Raw genomic sequence first — 15,882 nt, 5'->3', positions numbered from 1 at the left:
AGAAACCTTCTAGAGGTCGAGCAGGCCCTCGGGCGGGTCGACGACGACACGGCCGCCGGCCAGGTCGACCGTCGGCACGATCGAGCTGACGAACGGGATGAGCGCGGTGCCGCCCGCGGCCTTGCGAAGCACGATGAGGTCGGAGGCGGGCGCGTGGTCGATGCGGTCGACCGTGCCCAGCTCGGTGCCGTCGAGCCCGACCACCGACAGCCCGATGAGCTGATGGTCGTGGAACTCGTCCGGGTCGTTCGGCGGCGTCACGTCCGCGCTGTCGATCTGCAGCAGCACGCCGCGCAGCGCCTCGGCCACGTTGCGGTCGTGCACGCCCTCGAACTGGGCGATGATCCGGCCCTGGTGCCAGCGCAGCGATTCCAGGGTCAGCTTCCCGGGGACCTGGTAGGCCACGCCCGGGGTGGCGGCGGTTGCCGGACCGGCGTTCACCCTGCGGTCCCGGGGGACCTCGGTGGCGAACACCGATCCGGCGACGAATCTCGCCTCTGGCTCATCGGTCCTAACGGTCACCAGAACCTCCCCACGGATGCCGTGGGGCTTACCGATCTGACCGATTACCAGCAGCATCGCGCGACGGTCGATCAGTACGCGTCGACGATGTCGACGCGGATGCCGCGCCCACCGATCGACCCGATGACCTGACGCAGCGCCTTGGCCGTGCGCCCGCCGCGCCCGATGACCGTTCCCAGGTCCTCGGGGTGCACGCGCACCTCGAGCCGCTTGCCGCGGCGCGAGTCGACCAGCCGCACCCGGACGTCGTCCGGGTTGTCGACGATGCCTTTGACGAGGTGCTCCAGCGCGGGCCGGAGCGCCCCGTCAGCTCGCGTCGGCGCCGGCACCGGCCGGGTCCTCTGCGGTCTCGGCGACGGCCTCGCGGTTCGGCTCCGCCGGGTCGGCGGCCTTGGTCTGCGCCGGCTTGGCCGCGGCGGCCTCCGGTGCGGCGGCGACCTTGGTGGCCTTCTTGGCGGGCTTGGCCGGGGTCTCGGCGATGCCGGCGGCGGCCTTGGCCTCGGCCTCGTAGGCGGCCTGGCGGTTGGCCTTCTCCGGCGCGACGAGCAGCGGCGGCGGGGCCGGCAGGCCCTTGAACTGCTGCCAGTCGCCGGTCTTCTCGAGGATGCGCTGCACGGCCTCGCTCGGCTGCGCGCCGACCGAGAGCCAGTACTGCACGCGCTCGCTCTTGACCTCGATCACCGACGGGTCGTGCTTCGGCTGGTAGATGCCGACGTACTCGATGGCGCGACCGTCGCGCTTGGTGCGCGAGTCGGCGACGACGATGCGGTACTGCGGGTTGCGGATCTTGCCCATCCGCAGGAGCCGGATCTTAACGGCCACGGTTGTTTCGCTCCTGATGATCACGAGGGTGAGCCGACGGAACCCACGTGGGGATGCGGGACCGATGTCTCGGTGGACTGGCAACGCGATCAGGGTTAGAGGGCGCCTCACGCGTGCCGGATACCAGCCGTTCATTCTGCCAGATGGAGGGCGCTAGGTCCCAATCGGGCCGGGAAGAGGGTCGGTCAAGATCAAGATAAAGATCAAGATCTGGATGTCGTGCCTGGTTGCATGGTCCTGACCGTTGCTCATTGCTGGACCCTTGATGTCGTCCGGCCCGTCAGGGCCGGGTGCGAGCGGTCTCTGTCAGCACGGCCCGGACATGCGACAGATGCTCCTGCCGCACGGCGGCACCGGGCTCGCTTTCGAACCGCAGGAGCCCGAGGGCCCTGGCGAGCGGGGCGAGGTCGAGTGCCGGGCAGGCCTGGGCACGGACCGGGTGCGGGGCGCCGAAGATGCCGTTGAGGGTGCGGTACCCGTAGGTCGCCCCCGCGATCAGCAGGACGCGCCGAGGACCGCGGCCGTCCAGCGGGGCTTGCGGGGGCCGGGGTCCCAGGTGGGCACAGTTGGGGCAGGAGGGGTTGGTGGTGCGAGAGCCACGCCGGGCAGGCTACGGGTCCGGACGCGGGAGCGGCGCCCTGTGTGATCAAGGGCGCGGGACCGGTGGACGGTCCCAGCCGGGCGGGAGCGAGGTCGGGACCGGCCAGGTGGGGTCCGGGCGGAAGTCGGTCCAGGTGCCGTCGAAGGGGAAGTCGCCCGCCTCGATCTGCTTGATCACGCGCCAGCCCTCGGCGCGGACGGCGGCCTCGTCGCGGACCCAGTAGTGCTCTCCGAAGGCGAGGCGCTCGGTGAACTCGTCCTCGTCCTTCCACTCCCACGAGCGGTCCGGCCGGACCAGGACGTCGAGGTCCTGGTCGATCACGTCGACGCCGGCCAGGTCGCCGTCGTCCCAGCGCAGGGCGCGCTCCTCCAGGTTGACGTACCAGCCGGTGAAGCGGCCCTCGTCGTCGCGGAAGAACCAGACCGAGTGGTCGGCGTCGGGCGGGATGAACTTGAGCAGGCCCGGCCCGTGCCACCTGGCCGGGATCACCCGGTGGCTCAGAGCGATCCACTCCGCGAACGGCATGTCGCGCACGCCGCGACCGTCGACGGCTTCCTCGACGAGCATGGCGGAGCCGCGGGCCAGCCAGAGCAGGAGCCCACGCTCGTCGTCGGAGACCACCCGGCACGGGCGTGCGCAGGCCAGCCGCGGCCCGTCGATGTTGCGGTAGAGGACCTGGCGGCCCGCGGCGAACATCAGTACGCGCGCGCCAGGATCGCCATGACGTCGGGCTCGTCGTCCGACTCCGGCACGGAGCCGTCGGGGCGGATCAGGCAGCGGACGGTAACCGCCTTGCCGTTCGCCTCGGCCTCGCCCTCGGTGCCGACCGCCGACCAGGGCACCCGCGCCCAGCCGGTCTGGGACGCCTCGATCGCGTCGCCCAGGGTCTTGACGTCCACGGTGCGCTCCTGGCGCAGCGCCAGCGCGTCGTCGAACAGCCGCTGCTGATCGGTCTTGAGGGCGCCGACCACCTCGGCGACGACCTCGCCGAGCGCGACCGGGGACTTCGTGCCGTCGATGCGCCGGGCCACCACCGCGTTGCCGGCGGCCAGGTCGCGCGGGCCCACCTCGATGCGGACCGGGATGCCCTGCAACTCGGCGTCGACCGCGCGGCGCCCGAAGGGGATGTCGGCGCGGTCGTCGAGCTTCACCCGTACGCCGGCGGCTTTGAGCTCGTCACGGAGCTTGACCGCCGCCTCGGTGACGCCCTCGCCGGCCTTGACCACCATGATCTGGGCCTGGATCGGGGCGAGCAGCGGCGGCAACCGCAGGCCGCTGTCGTCGCCGTGCACCATGATCAGGCCGCCGATCATGCGGGTGGTGCTGCCCCACGAGGTGGTCCAGGCGTGCTCGACCGCGCCCGCCTGCGAGGTGTAGGTGATGTCAAACGCCTTGGCGAAGTTCTGGCCCAGCTCGTGCGAGGTGCCCATCTGCAGGGCCTTGCCGTCGCCCATCATGGCCTCGAGGGTCATGGTGTTGGTGGCGCCGGCGAACCGCTCACCCTTGGTCTTGCGGCCCGGGACGACCGGGATCGCCAGCAGGTTGGTCATGAAGTCCTCGTAGACCGAGTGCAGGATGCGGCGCGCGTAGTCGCGGGCGTCGGCCTCGGTGGCGTGCGCGGTGTGGCCCTCCTGCCAGAGGAACTCGGTGGTCCGCAGGAACGTGCGCGGCCGCAGCTCCCAGCGCACCACGTTGGCCCACTGGTTGAGCAGCAGCGGCAGGTCCCGGTAGGAGTCGATCCACTTCGCCATGAACTCGCCGAAGATCGTCTCGCTGGTCGGACGGACCACGATCGGCTCGGCCAGCTCCTTGCCGCCGGCGTGGGTGACCACCGCGAGCTCCGGGGAGAAGCCCTCGACGTGCTGCGCCTCGCGGCTGAGGTAGCTCTCCGGGATGAACAGCGGGAAGTAGGCGTTCTGCGCCTCGGCCTCCTTGATCCGCGCGTCCATCTCGGCCTGCATGCGCTCCCAGATCGCGTACGCGGCCGGTCGGATCACCATCGTGCCGCGCACCGGGCCGTTGTCGGCCATCCGCGCCTTGGCGATGAGGTCCTGGTACCAGCGGGGGAAGTCCTCCGCACGGGGAGTGAGCACGCGAGCCATGAGGCAGCATCCTAGCCGCGCCCCGGGGGCCGCCGGGGCGCGGGCGGTCCGTGTCAGCGGACGACGCGCCCCTTGAGGACGATCCGGCGGGGCTCACGCACGACCCGCAGGTTGGCGCGGGGGTCCTCGGGATAGACGACGAGGTCGGCGAGGCCACCCTCGACCAGCCCCGGGAATCCCAGCCATTCCCGGGCGCGCCACGACGCGGCGGCCAGGACGTCCACGGCGGGGATGCCGGCCTCGTGCAGCAGCAGCATCTCCTCCGCCGCGAGCCCGTGGCGGATGCTGCCGCCGGCGTCCGTGCCGACGTATACCGGAACGCCGGCCTCGTGAGCGGCGACGACGACCTGCGGGAAGCGGTCGCGCAGGCGCACCATGTGGTCGGCGTACCCGGGGAACTTGGGTCGTGCCTGATCGGCGATCTTCCCGAAGGTCCGGATGTTGATCATCGTGGGCACCAGCGCGGTCCCCCGGCGCGCCATCTCGTCGACGAGGTCGAGGGACAGCCCGGTGCCGTGCTCGACGGAGTCGACGCCAGCGCGCACCATCTGCGCCACCGCCTCCTCGGAGAAGGTGTGCACGGCGGCCCGGGCCCCGGCGGCGTGCGCGGCCTCCACGGCGGCGGCCATGGTCGCGGCATCCCACGAGGGCGCGAGGTCTCCGACGGACCGGTCGATCCAGTCCCCCACGATCTTGACCCAGCCGCTCCCGGCCTTCGCCTGCGCGGTGACGGTGTCCACCACGTCGGCGGCGTCGACCTCGACCCCGATGTCCCGCAGATAGCGCCGGGTCGGCGCGACATGCCGCCCCGCGCGCACCAGCCGTGGGATCTCCGGCTCGTCGTCCAGTTCGGGATACGGGTACGGCGACCCGGCGTCGCGCAGCGCCAGCACCCCGGCGTCCCGGTCCATCGCGGCGAGCCCGCGCGCCTCGTCGAGGCTCTCGATCGGCGACGCGCCGTAGCGGATGCCGAGGTGGCAGTGGGCGTCGACCAGCCCGGGCACGATCCAGCCGCCGTCGCTGACGGTTTCCGCGTCGCGGACGGGCTCGAAGGTCACCCGGTCACCGACCAGCCAGAGATCGCGGACCTCGCCCTCGGGCAGAACGACCCCACGCACATGCAAAGCCATGCGTCAGTCCTACCCGATGCCTGCCTCAGCCCTCGCCCTGGGTCCGCCCGAGCAGCGCTGCCTCCTGACGGGTCAGCGCTTGTCGTCGTCCTTTTTGCCCTTGGTGAGCTTGTTGAAGTCGAGGTTGGGGAGCTTGAAGCCCGGCGGCAGACCCTGGCCGCCACCGCCGCCGAGGGCGCCCGGGTCCATGCCCGGGGGAAGCTGCGGCATGCCGCCCGGGAAGCCCGCCGGCATGCCGCCGCCCATCCGGGGGCGGTTGCCGCCCTTGGTGCCCTTGCGCTTGTTCTTCGGGCTCTTGGTCGCCTTGCGGCGGCCGGCGCCGGGCAGGCCCATCATGCCGCCCATCTGCTTCATCATCTTCTGCGCGTCGGCGAAGCGGTTGAGCAGCTGGTTGACGTCCATGACCGTCACGCCCGAGCCGTTGGCGATGCGGGCACGGCGGGAGCCGTTGATGATCTTCGGGTTGGTGCGTTCGCCCGGGGTCATCGAGCGAATGATGGCCGTCACGCGGTCGAAGTGGCTGTCGTCGAGCTCGGCCAGCTGGTCCTTCATCTGGCCCATGCCCGGCATCATGCCGAGGATGTTGGCGATCGGGCCCATCCGGCGCACCGCGATGAGCTGGTCGAGGAAGTCCTCCAGGGTGAACTGCTCGCCACCGAGCAGCTTGGAGGTCATCTTTTCCTTCTGATCCTCGTCGAAGGCCTGCTCGGCCTGCTCGATGAGGGTCAGCATGTCGCCCATGCCGAGGATGCGGCTGGCCATCCGGTCGGGGTGGAAGACGTCGAAGTCCTCGAGCTTCTCGCCCGTGGACGCGAAGAGGATGGGTTCGCCGGTGACGTGGCGCACCGAGAGCGCGGCGCCGCCGCGGGCGTCGCCGTCGAGCTTCGACAGGACCACGCCGGTGATGCCGACGCCGTCGCGGAAGGCCTCGGCCGTGGTGACCGCGTCCTGGCCGACCATGGCGTCGATGACGAAGATGACCTCGTCGGGGTCGACCGCCGCGCGGATGTCGGCGGCCTGCTGCATCATCTCGGCGTCGATGCCGAGGCGGCCGGCGGTGTCGACGATGACGATGTCCTTCGCCGTCCGCCGGGCGTGCTCGATCGAGTCGCGGGCGACCTCGACCGGGTTGCCGACGCCGTTGCCGGGCTGGGGCGCGTACACGTCGACGCCGGCGCGGCCGGCCAGCACCTGGAGCTGGTTGACCGCGTTGGGCCGCTGGAGGTCGCAGGCCACCAGCAGCGGCTGGTGGCCCTGGCCCTTGAGCCAGCGGGCGAGCTTGCCGGCGAGCGTGGTCTTACCGGAGCCCTGGAGGCCGGCCAGCATGATCACGGTGGGGGGCTGCTTGGCGAACGTGAGCCGCCGCCCCTCGCCACCGAGGATGTTGATCAGCTCTTCGTGGACGATCTTGATGATCTGCTGGGCCGGGTTGAGCGCCTGGGACACCTCGGCGCCGCGGGCGCGTTCCTTGAGGTTGGCGATGAACGCCTTGACCACCGGCAGCGCGACGTCCGCCTCCAGCAGCGCGAGGCGGATCTCCCGCGCGGTGGCGTCGATGTCGGCGTCGGTGAGCCGGCCCTTGCCCCGGAGCTTGGTGAAGATCCCGGAGAGGCGGTCGCTCAAGGTGTCAAACACGGCACAACTTCCCGTTGGTCAGTAGGGAGGAGATGCCCGCAAGCCTAGCGGCCCGCCGGAACGCTCACCGGTTGCGCATCCGGTAGGTCTTCGCGGCCGCCTCGATCCGGCGCTGGTTGCGGGTGCCCGGCGCCAGCCCCTTCTTGGCCTTTCCGTAGAGGTAGACGCCGCCGCCGATCACGATCGCGCCCCCGATCAGGTAGACCAGCGCGCCCACCAGGGCGTCGAGCACCGCGAAGGCGATCCAGCCGACCACGATCACGCCGACGATCATCGCCACCAGGTACGCCACTGCCTTGCCCATGTCTTTCTCCCTTCGAAAGCCCGCTGTCCACGATGCCCCCTCGGCGCAAGGCAGCGCATCGGGGACGCACCCGTAGGGGTGGGCGGCGGCCGTTCTCCCGCGCCACAGGGACAAATCGCGTATACCGCAGATATCAGGCGTAACTATGGAATAGCACAGATGTCCGTTAAGGCGACATCGACCGCAACCATCCGGCAGATCTCGCCGTTGAGGCACAGGAACCGGGCGGCCGACCGATCGGCCCCGACGACATCCGGCGGAAGGACGAGTTCGTGCCCCTACGGCGGATTCTGCGACTGGCGCCCTGGGAGATCCGGTCACGCATCCTCAAGTCCGTGCAGCGCCGCGTGCTGCCGCACGTCGACGAGACCCAGCGGCTCGGCGTCGCCCGCCGTCTGGTGTCGCTCGCCCCGCCACCCCGACTGCCGCTCACGCGCGGCGGCCGGGACGCACCGACCATGCGGGTCCGCAGCGCCCGCGGGTGGGTCACGGCCCGCCGGGAGCCGGCGGCCAGCCCCGCGGGCGTACGCCGGCAGAACCTCGACCGCGTCGTCGCCGCCCTCGACGAGGCGGGCGTCGACTGGTTCCGGATCCCCACCAAGGCCCTGCGCACGACGGCGGTGGCCGTACGCATGGCCGACCGTCCCACCGTGGTCCGCGTCCTGCGCCAGACGACCGAGGGACAGGGCGGCCTGCTCGACGTCGTCCGGCCCCGCCGCGCCAAGCCGGGCGCCGCGTCGATTCTGAAGGCCTGCTGGCCGGTCACCGACCCGCACGGCAGGCTCCTGCTCGGCCCGGACGTGGGCTGCGAGATCGAGTTCTGGACCGAGCGCGACGGCGTCCTGACCGGCCCGCGCGGCAACCCCATCGCCGACGTGATCCCGCTCGACGAGCCGGTGCTGCCGGCGCCCGAACCCTGCTTCGGAGCGTTCAGCTCGCCGCACGACCGCACCGCGTACCGGACCAGGGAGATCTTCACCCTGCCGAGCCCGGACCGGATCAGCTTCCCCATCGACGTCGTCTACACCTGGGTCGACGGCGGCGACCCGCAGTGGCAGGCCCGCAAGGCGGCCGCGCTGGCCGAGAACACCTGGCTGGGCGCGGCGAGCCGGCTCGCCACCAACGAATCGCGTTACGCCTGCCGCGACGAGCTGCGCTACTCGCTGCGCTCCCTGCACTGCTTCGCGCCGTGGGTGAACCACGTCTACCTGGTCACCGACGACCAGGTGCCGCCGTGGCTGGACACCTCGCACCCGGGCCTGACCCTGGTCGGTCATCGGGAGATCTTCGGCGACACCGGCCGGCTGCCGACCTTCAACTCGCAGGCGATCGAGTCCCGGCTGCACCGCATCCCCGGCCTCAGCGAGCACTTCCTCTATCTCAACGACGACGTGTTCCTCGGCCGGCCGGTCTCCCCCGAGCTGTTCTTCACCCCGGGCGGACTGACCCGGTTCTTCTTCTCGAACGCCCTGGTGGACTCGGCGCCCCGGCGGCCAGACGACCCGCCCGCCGACTCGGCCGGCAAGAACAACCGGGAGTTGATCCGCGAGACGTTCGGCCGGGTGTTGACCCGCAAGATGATGCACACCCCGCACCCGTCAAGGCGCGGCGTCATCGCCGAGATCGAGCAACGCTTCGCCGAGCACGTCGACGCCACCGCCGGGCATCAGTTCCGGCACCCCGACGACATCTCCCTGCTGTCGTCGCTCCAGCAGTACTACGCGTACCTGACCGGGCGCGCCGCGCCGGGAACGATCGCCTACGCGTACGCCGACCTGGCCAATCCGGCGACGCCGTTGAAGCTGGCCGACCTGCTGCGGCACCGCCACCTCGACGCGTTCTGCCTCAACGACACCGACTCGGACGCTCGAGTCGCCGCCGAGCAGGTGGCGCTGCTCGGTGAGTTCCTGCCGGCGTATCTGCCGTTCGCGTCGCCGTACGAACTGACCGGCCCGCGGCCGGCAACCACCGTCCTGCCGCAGATCGACCGCGGCCCGGCGCTGGCACCCGGCAAGACGCCGGAGATCTCCGTGCCAGCGCAACCGAACGCCGGCCCGGCCGCTACCAAGCAGCCGCGCGGCGGTCCGGCCGCCACCAATTCGCCCGTCGTCTGACGGGTCCGCGCAAAGGAGACCTTTCTCGTGAGCTTCGACGTCGTCATTCTCGGCCTCGGGTACGTGGGGCTGCCGCTGGCCCAGCAGGCCACCCGCGCCGGTCTGTCCGTGCTCGGTTTCGACGTCAACCCGGCGGTGGTCGACGCGCTCGGCGCGGGCCGCTCGCACGTGGACGACCTGTCCGACGCCGACGTGGCGGAGATGATCGCCGGCGGATTCCGCACCACCGCCGACGAGACGCGCATCGCCGAGGCCGCCAGCGCGGTCATCTGCGTGCCGACGCCGCTGTCCGAGGGCGACGGCCCCGACCTGCGCGCGGTGATCGGCGCGACCGAGGCCATCGGGCGCAACCTGCGGCCCGGCATGCTGGTCGTGCTCGAGTCGACGACCTATCCGGGCACCACCGACGACGTGGTGCGCCCGCTGCTGGAGAAGCTGTCCGGCCTGACCGCGGGCGTCGACTTCTCCGTCGCGTTCTCGCCGGAGCGCATCGACCCGGGCAACGAGCGGTTCGGCGCGCACAACACCCCGAAGGTGGTCGGCGGGTTCACCCCCGGCTGCACCGACAGGGTCGAGGCGTTCTACGGACGGTTCGTCCAGACCGTGGTGCGCACCCGCGGCACCCGCGAGGCCGAGACCGCGAAGCTGCTGGAGAACACGTACCGGCATGTCAACATCGCGCTGGTCAACGAGATGGCCCGGTTCTGCCACGAGCTCGACATCGACCTGTGGGACGTCATCCACGCCGCGTCGACCAAGCCGTTCGGCTTCCAGGCGTTCTATCCCGGCCCGGGCGTCGGCGGGCACTGCATCCCGATCGACCCCAACTACCTGAGCCACAACGTCCGCAGCAAGCTCGGCTACCCGTTCCGCTTCGTCGAGCTCGCCCAGGAGATCAACGCGACCATGCCGGCGTACGTGGCCCGCCGGGCGCAGAACCTGCTGAACGCCGACGGCGTGGCCGTGCACGGCGCGAAGATCCTGCTGCTCGGCGTGACGTACAAGGCGAACATCGCCGACCAGCGCGAGTCGCCGGCCACTCCCCTGGCCCGCCAGCTCGGATCGCTGGGCGCCGTCCTGACCTTCCACGACCCGTACGTCACCGAGTGGAACGTGCCGCGCACCGACGACCTCGAGGGCGCCGCCGCCGCGGCCGACCTGGTCATCCTGGTGCAGCACCACCGCGAGTACGACGCCGACCACCTGGCGGGCGTCGCGAAGCGCTTCTTCGACACCCGGGGCGTCACCACCGGCCGGGAGGCGCACCGGCTGTGACTGAGATAAGCACCGCGCCCGTCGCCTCCCCGCCGAGACAGAACCCGCGACCGCCCGCGCCGGCCCGGCCCGGCACGGAAGCACCGGCCGCCGGCCCGCCCCGGCACCGCCGCGACATCGAGGGGCTGCGCGCGGTCGCGGTGCTCCTCGTGGTCGCGTACCACTGTGGTCTGCCCGTCCATGGCGGCTATGTCGGCGTCGACGTCTTCTTCGTGATCTCCGGCTTTCTCATCACCGGTCTGCTGCTGCGCGAGGCGCGGGGCACGGGCACGGTGTCGATCCCGCGCTTCTACGCCCGCCGCGCCCTGCGGCTGCTGCCCGCCTCGACCGTCGTGGTGGTGGCAACGGTCGCGGCCGCCGCGCTGTGGCTGCCACCGCTGCGGCTGAGCGCGATCCTGTCCGACGCGCTGCACACCGCGATCTACGCGATGAACTACCGGCTCGCGGCGGTCGGCACGGACTACCTGCAGGCGGATGCGGAACCTTCGCCGTTGCAGCACTTCTGGTCGCTGGCGGTCGAGGAGCAGTTCTACCTCGTCTGGCCGCTACTGATCATTGTCTTCATCCGGCGGCGCGGGCTCGGGGCGGTGCTGTCGCTGCTGACCGTGGGCTCGCTCGCCCTGGCTCTGTGGCAGACGCGCGAGAACGCCGGATGGGCCTACTTCGGGGCGCACACCCGCGCCTGGGAGCTGGGCATCGGCGCCCTGCTCGCGCTGACCGCGCTGCGACTGCCGCGCTGGTGCGTCCCGGCCGGCCTCGTCGCTGTCGCCGCGTCGGCGGTCGTCTACACCGCGCAGACTCCGTTCCCCGGCTATGCCGCTCTGCTGCCGGTCCTGGGCACCGCCGCGGTGATCGCCGGCGGCACCGGGCGTTCGGCCGGGGTGCTCGGACATCCGGGGTTGCAGGCCGTCGGGCGGCTCTCGTACTCGTGGTATCTCTGGCACTGGCCGGTGCTGCTGATCGCGCCGCACGCGATCGGCCGGCCCCTGGCCGTCTGGGAGAACGTGCTGGCGGCGCTGGGCGCGCTGGTGCTGGCCGCCCTCACCTACGCGCTCGTGGAGAACCCGGTGCGGCACCTCGGTGCCCTGCGGAACCGCCCGTGGCGCGGCATCGGGGTGGGCCTGGGCATCTCCCTTCTCAGCGCCGGGCTGTGTGTCGCCATCACCTTCGCCGCGACGCAGCTGGGCGGAACGACGACCTACCGGGCCGCGGTGCTGGACCCGGAGACCCTCGACCCGAAGAGTCTGTCCGCGCAGATCGCCGCGAGCGTGGACGCCCCCGCGGTGCCCGTCAACCTGACCCCGACGCTGCGCCACGCGATGAAGGACAAGCCGCGCTACTACACCGAGGGCTGCAACGGCACCTTCGACGACCCGGAGGTCAAGAAGCCGTGCGCGTACGGCGACCTGACGTCGGACACCACGGTCGTGCTGTTCGGCGACTCGCACGCCGGCCACTGGTTCCCCGCGCTCGAGGCCGCCGCGCTGCGGGAACGGTGGAAGGTCGTCGTGGTCTCCAAGAGCGCGTGCACCGCGGCGGAGAGTTTGATCTATCTGCCGCAGCTCAAGCGGGAGTTCACCGAGTGCGTGCGGTGGCGCGAGGACGCCTGGCGCTACATTCGCTCGCTGCGGCCCGCGAAGGTCCTGATGGCGTCGACCTATCCGAGCAGCGAACTGCTCGGCGTGCCAGGGACCCAGGACGAGGCGTGGGTGTCGGGCTGGGAGCGGTCCGTCCGGGCGGTGTCCACGCCCGGCACCGAGGTCTACTTCATGAACGACACCCCGTGGCAGACCGGGAGCGTGCCCGACTGCCTGTCGGAACACCTCGACGACGTCGGTGCGTGCGCCCGGTCCCGCGAGACGGCGATCGCCAAGCCCGAGCGCCGCAAGCTGATCATCGCGGCGGTGCGGCGGGCGGGCGCGACGGTCATCGACCCGACGCCGTGGTTCTGCACCGCGACGACCTGCCCGCCGGTGATCGGCAACCTGCTGGTCTACCGCGACCAGCACCACATCACGACCGCGTACAGCCGGCTGCTGGCTCCGGAGCTGGGGGCGTGGCTGCGGTGAAGGTCCAGCGCGAGTTCAGCGCGTAGTTCACGACCGGGATGATGACGATCGCGACGGCCTGCACGTACGGATAGGGCAGGCCCAGCACCGAGGTCCCGGTCCCGACGATGACGGTGTTGACGGTCCAGGCCACGGCGGTGACGGTGAGGAACCGGGCCGCACCCACCCCGTGGCCGACCGCCGACCGGAAGACCCAGTTGCGCTGCAACGTGTACGACACCACGATGCTCGCCACGAACCCGGCGGTGCTCGCCACGACCGGCCACAGCCCCGCGCCGTCGTGCAGCGCGAGAGCCACTCCGAGATGGGTGAAGGTGCTCGCGGCACCGCTGACGCCGTAGCGCAGCACACGACCGACGTCAAAGTTCCGCATGATCGGCCCGTTGCCCGACGATGACCGGCGGCTCGTCCAACGAGGAGGCCGAGGGACCGGTCCGCTCCTGGACGAGGTAGCGCGGGCGGCCGCGGACCTCCTCGTGGATGCGGGCCAGGTACTCACCGATCACCCCGAGCCCGAGCAGGATGAACGTCCCCATCACGAGCAGCACGAGGATCACGGTCGGGAAGCCCGCGAGGGATCCGCCGCGCAGCCACCGGACGAGCGTCTGCACCCCGAGCACGAGCGAGAACGCGGCGAAGCCGAAGCCGACGATCGTCACGAAGTGCAGCGGCGCGGAGGTGAAGGACGTCAACCCGTTGACGGCGAGCCGGCACAGAGACCGGAAGGTCCATCGGGTCGCCCCACCCTCGCGGTGGTCGATGTCGAATTCCACCGCCGTACGCCGGAAGCCGATCCAGCTGGACGTGCCCCGGAAGAACGACGAATGCTCGGGCAGCCGCAGCAGCGCGTCGCACGCCGGGCGGCTCAACAACCGGAAGTCGGTCGCGTTCACGAGGTCCACAGTGGTCAGCCGGGTGAATGTCGCGTTGAACAGCTTCGCGGCGAGCCGGGCGGTCGGCGGCTGGCCGGTCCGGTTGCGCTTGATCCCCTCGACGATCTCCGCACCGTCGCGCCAGCACCGCACCATCGCCGCGATGGCGGAGGGCGGGTGCTGCAGGTCCGCGTCGATGACCACGACGGCGTCCCCCGAGGCCTGCTCGAGCCCGGCGAGCACGGCGGCCTCCTTGCCGAAGTTGCGGGAGAGCTGAATGCCGCGCACGCGCTGGTCATGACCGCTCAGCGCGCAGATCCGCGGCCAGGAGTCGTCGGAGGAGCCGTCGTCGACGAGGACCAGTTCGTAGCGCAATCCGGCCGCTTCGAGCACGGCGCCGGTGCGCCGCACGAACCCGTCCACCCCGGCGCCCTCGTTGAAGACCGGCGCGACGATCGACACGAGCGGATCGGCGGGCCGGGTCACGGCTGGTCCGGGGCGCAGAACGGGCGGCCGTACAGCTGTCTGGTGGCCATGTCGATCGTCACCTCGAGGCGTTCGGTCGGTGTCGCGGTGCCGGGGACCTCGGCGCGGGCGAACCGGGAGTAGGGAAGGTCCGGGTAGAGCACTCGGAACTCCGCCCGCAAAGCGCACCGGCGGGTGTTGCCGGCGGGCGTCCGGTCGAAGACGGCGACCTCGTGCGCGATGGCGTTGTTCACGACCGAAGACTGACGTCCCGCGGAGTCCGCGGCGTACGTGCCGTTCGCGGCGGCCGACCCGGCACCGGCGAGAACCAGCAGCGCCAGCAGGGCGACGGGCGTGTGCCGCCATTTCGCGAGGGCCAGCACGAGGCCCAGCAGGGCCGGAACGCCGGCCGCCGCGGCCAGGCCGCTGTCGCGCCAACCGAGGCCCCACCGGCCGGCGACCGCCGCGGCCTGCGTGTCACCGTTTGCCGCCGCCATGACCGCACCGAGGACGAGGACCGCACCCGCGCTGACCGCCACCGCCAGCGCCGCCCGGCGATCGACCCGCCACCCGCGCAGGTCCGCCCATGTGCCCCGGGCGAGCAGGGCGAGCGTCACCAGGGCCAGCGCCGGCAGCAGGCCGATGGCCCAGGATCCGTCGGCGCCCCGCGCCGCCTCCTGCCACTGCACCGGGGGAAGCCAGGCGGCCATCCGGTGCACCCAGGCGAGCCCGAGATCCGGCCCGAGGGCGACGTCCGAGCCGCGATAGCAGTCGCCCGTGTCGCAGGCGCGCGCGATCAGCCACCGTACGGGCACGAAGACCGGAAGGAATCCGAGCCAGAGCAGGCCTACCAGGCGGGTGGCCCGGTCGCGGAGCAGGGACCGCCGATCGAGGCCGAGGACGAGCCGGCCCCGGGCCACGACGGCGACCGCCGCGAGCGGCAGCGCGAGGTAGGCGATCTCGTTGAACGCGGCCAGCGCCGCGCCGGACAGCACCGCGGCCACGGCCGGAACCGCGCGCAACGCGTGTCCGTCCGCGGAGACCGCCCGGCAGCACGCCGCCGCGACACCGAGAACCAGCGCGGCGGAGAGGAAGTAGAGACCGCCGAAGAGCACTGTCGTGCTCGTGGCACCGGCCGCCACGAGCGCGGCGCCGACGCCGTACGGGACCAGCACCGTCAGCGGCGACGGCGGTTCGCGGAACAGTCGTCCGCGCGCCGTGATGCTCTCCGACAACAGCATCGCCGCGGCGGTCAGCACCACCGCGGCCAGCAGAGACACCACGCGCAGGGCGATGTTCGCGGGGAGGTGCAGGATCTCCATCAGCAGATATGCCGCGACGTCTACGGCGCGCTCCACGAGCCGCCCGAGCGGTCGGAAGTTGCCGAAGTCGAGGTAAATCGGCACGGTCCGGAACGGCTCGGCGAGCTGACGCAGCGGGTGCGCCCGGAAGTCGCCGCCATGCCAGTAGAGATTGAAGCGGTGGTCCGCGGTCGGCGCGAGCGTCACCAGTGGCAGCAGCACGGTCAGCGGCACCAGCGCGGCGCGCGGCATCGCGCGCCACCATGGGCGGTCGGCCGGCAGGGCATTCTCGGCCGGCACGGCTACCCCGGGCGCCGCCGCCTGCGCGGGAATGTCCCTGATTTCGACGCTCACACCTGCCAAACGAGGCCCGGAATGCCGCAGTGACGCCGCTTTGCACCCGATTTGCACCGTGGCGTCGACCCGGGCCGCAACCGGGCTGGATCAAGCACCCGACCGGCAACTCAGCACTCACGGCAAGGCACCTGAACAGGCATCAGTGAATGCGGCGGGGCCACCGAAGGGATATGCGTAGCTGGCGAACAAGCGCCGGCGCGGATATCCCCGAAAGGTTGTGCCCGTGCAGAAGACCCTGGTCCGTCGCCTCGCCACCCTCGCGCTGATCCCCGCCGCCGCTTTCATCGGCCTGGCGTTCGCGACACCGGCCCAG

At 71.5% G+C, this 15,882-nt stretch carries 14 protein-coding genes; 3 read left to right on the top strand and 11 right to left on the bottom strand.

The genetic code is table 11. The features are described from left to right. Window positions 1–9: 9 nt before the first annotated feature. From rimM to AB0M36_RS00035, 8 genes are all read right to left on the bottom strand, one after another. Window positions 10–576, bottom strand: a complete 567-nt coding sequence (rimM, locus tag AB0M36_RS00070) for a ribosome maturation factor RimM (protein ID WP_364152129.1) — start codon at window positions 574–576, stop codon at window positions 10–12. Between the two features lie 17 nt (window positions 577–593). Further along, window positions 594–851 carry an RNA-binding protein gene (locus tag AB0M36_RS00065; RefSeq protein WP_014447131.1) on the bottom strand — a complete coding sequence of 86 codons (258 nt, stop codon included), beginning with the start codon at window positions 849–851 and terminating at the stop codon, window positions 594–596. Then, window positions 829–1,344, bottom strand: a complete 516-nt coding sequence (gene rpsP / locus AB0M36_RS00060; RefSeq protein ID WP_364149984.1) for a 30S ribosomal protein S16 — start codon at window positions 1,342–1,344, stop codon at window positions 829–831. The genes AB0M36_RS00065 and rpsP overlap by 23 nt, the downstream gene beginning before the upstream one ends. A 646-nt stretch (window positions 1,345–1,990) precedes the next feature. Then, window positions 1,991–2,644: a DUF402 domain-containing protein gene (locus AB0M36_RS00055; protein ID WP_364152126.1), complete on the bottom strand. Its 654-nt coding sequence runs from the start codon at window positions 2,642–2,644 to the stop codon at window positions 1,991–1,993. Beyond that, window positions 2,641–4,047 carry a proline--tRNA ligase gene (gene proS, locus AB0M36_RS00050; RefSeq protein ID WP_364149982.1) on the bottom strand — a complete coding sequence of 469 codons (1,407 nt, stop codon included), beginning with the start codon at window positions 4,045–4,047 and terminating at the stop codon, window positions 2,641–2,643. Before proS ends, AB0M36_RS00055 begins: the two co-directional genes overlap by 4 nt. 53 nt (window positions 4,048–4,100) lie before the next feature. Further along, window positions 4,101–5,177, bottom strand: a complete 1,077-nt coding sequence (locus AB0M36_RS00045; protein ID WP_364149979.1) for an amidohydrolase family protein — start codon at window positions 5,175–5,177, stop codon at window positions 4,101–4,103. A 72-nt stretch (window positions 5,178–5,249) separates the two neighbouring features. Then, a complete protein-coding gene (ffh, locus tag AB0M36_RS00040) occupies window positions 5,250–6,812 on the bottom strand; it encodes a signal recognition particle protein (protein WP_364149976.1) in 1,563 nt (520 codons plus the stop codon). Window positions 6,813–6,876: 64 nt separating this feature from the next. Next, window positions 6,877–7,116 carry a hypothetical protein gene (locus tag AB0M36_RS00035; protein WP_364149973.1) on the bottom strand — a complete coding sequence of 80 codons (240 nt, stop codon included), beginning with the start codon at window positions 7,114–7,116 and terminating at the stop codon, window positions 6,877–6,879. Between the two features lie 272 nt (window positions 7,117–7,388). On the opposite strand from AB0M36_RS00035, the gene AB0M36_RS00030 reads away from it, so the two are divergent. The 3 genes from AB0M36_RS00030 to AB0M36_RS00020 are packed head-to-tail and all read left to right on the top strand — an operon-like array spanning window position 7,389 to window position 12,574. Further along, window positions 7,389–9,230: a stealth conserved region 3 domain-containing protein gene (locus AB0M36_RS00030; protein ID WP_364149970.1), complete on the top strand. Its 1,842-nt coding sequence runs from the start codon at window positions 7,389–7,391 to the stop codon at window positions 9,228–9,230. A gap of 27 nt (window positions 9,231–9,257) precedes the next feature. Further along, entirely contained in the window at window positions 9,258–10,505 is a 1,248-nt protein-coding gene (locus AB0M36_RS00025) for a nucleotide sugar dehydrogenase (protein WP_364149967.1), read from the top strand. Then, the gene (locus tag AB0M36_RS00020; protein WP_364149964.1) at window positions 10,502–12,574 is read left to right on the top strand and encodes an acyltransferase family protein; all 2,073 of its coding nucleotides are present in this window, start codon (window positions 10,502–10,504) and stop codon (window positions 12,572–12,574) included. The genes AB0M36_RS00025 and AB0M36_RS00020 overlap by 4 nt, the downstream gene beginning before the upstream one ends. On the opposite strand, the gene AB0M36_RS00015 is transcribed toward AB0M36_RS00020, so the two are convergent. Genes AB0M36_RS00015 through AB0M36_RS00005 form a run of 3 tightly spaced genes read right to left on the bottom strand, consistent with a single transcriptional unit; the run spans window position 12,519 to window position 15,566 of the window. Next, window positions 12,519–12,947 carry a GtrA family protein gene (locus AB0M36_RS00015; protein WP_364149961.1) on the bottom strand — a complete coding sequence of 143 codons (429 nt, stop codon included), beginning with the start codon at window positions 12,945–12,947 and terminating at the stop codon, window positions 12,519–12,521. The genes AB0M36_RS00020 and AB0M36_RS00015 overlap by 56 nt on opposite strands. Next, entirely contained in the window at window positions 12,934–13,932 is a 999-nt protein-coding gene (locus tag AB0M36_RS00010) for a glycosyltransferase family 2 protein (protein ID WP_364149958.1), read from the bottom strand. Before AB0M36_RS00010 ends, AB0M36_RS00015 begins: the two co-directional genes overlap by 14 nt. After that, the gene (locus AB0M36_RS00005) at window positions 13,929–15,566 is read right to left on the bottom strand and encodes a hypothetical protein (protein ID WP_364149955.1); all 1,638 of its coding nucleotides are present in this window, start codon (window positions 15,564–15,566) and stop codon (window positions 13,929–13,931) included. The genes AB0M36_RS00010 and AB0M36_RS00005 overlap by 4 nt, the downstream gene beginning before the upstream one ends. Window positions 15,567–15,882 lie beyond the last annotated feature (316 nt).

Source organism: Actinoplanes sp. NPDC051346, from assembly GCF_040682215.1.
In the GTDB taxonomy this organism is placed as follows: domain Bacteria; phylum Actinomycetota; class Actinomycetes; order Mycobacteriales; family Micromonosporaceae; genus Actinoplanes.
Note: the sequence above shows the minus strand (reverse complement) of the source record. Positions and strands in the feature narration are given on the sequence as shown.

Coding starts and splice junctions, on each gene's coding strand:
- AB0M36_RS00015 (WP_364149961.1), bottom strand. CDS start 12,947: ATGCGGAACTTTGACGTCGGTCGTGTGCTGCGCTACGGCGTCAGCGGT.
- AB0M36_RS00035 (WP_364149973.1), bottom strand. CDS start 7,116: ATGGGCAAGGCAGTGGCGTACCTGGTGGCGATGATCGTCGGCGTGATC.
- AB0M36_RS00045 (WP_364149979.1), bottom strand. CDS start 5,177: ATGGCTTTGCATGTGCGTGGGGTCGTTCTGCCCGAGGGCGAGGTCCGC.
- proS (WP_364149982.1), bottom strand. CDS start 4,047: ATGGCTCGCGTGCTCACTCCCCGTGCGGAGGACTTCCCCCGCTGGTAC.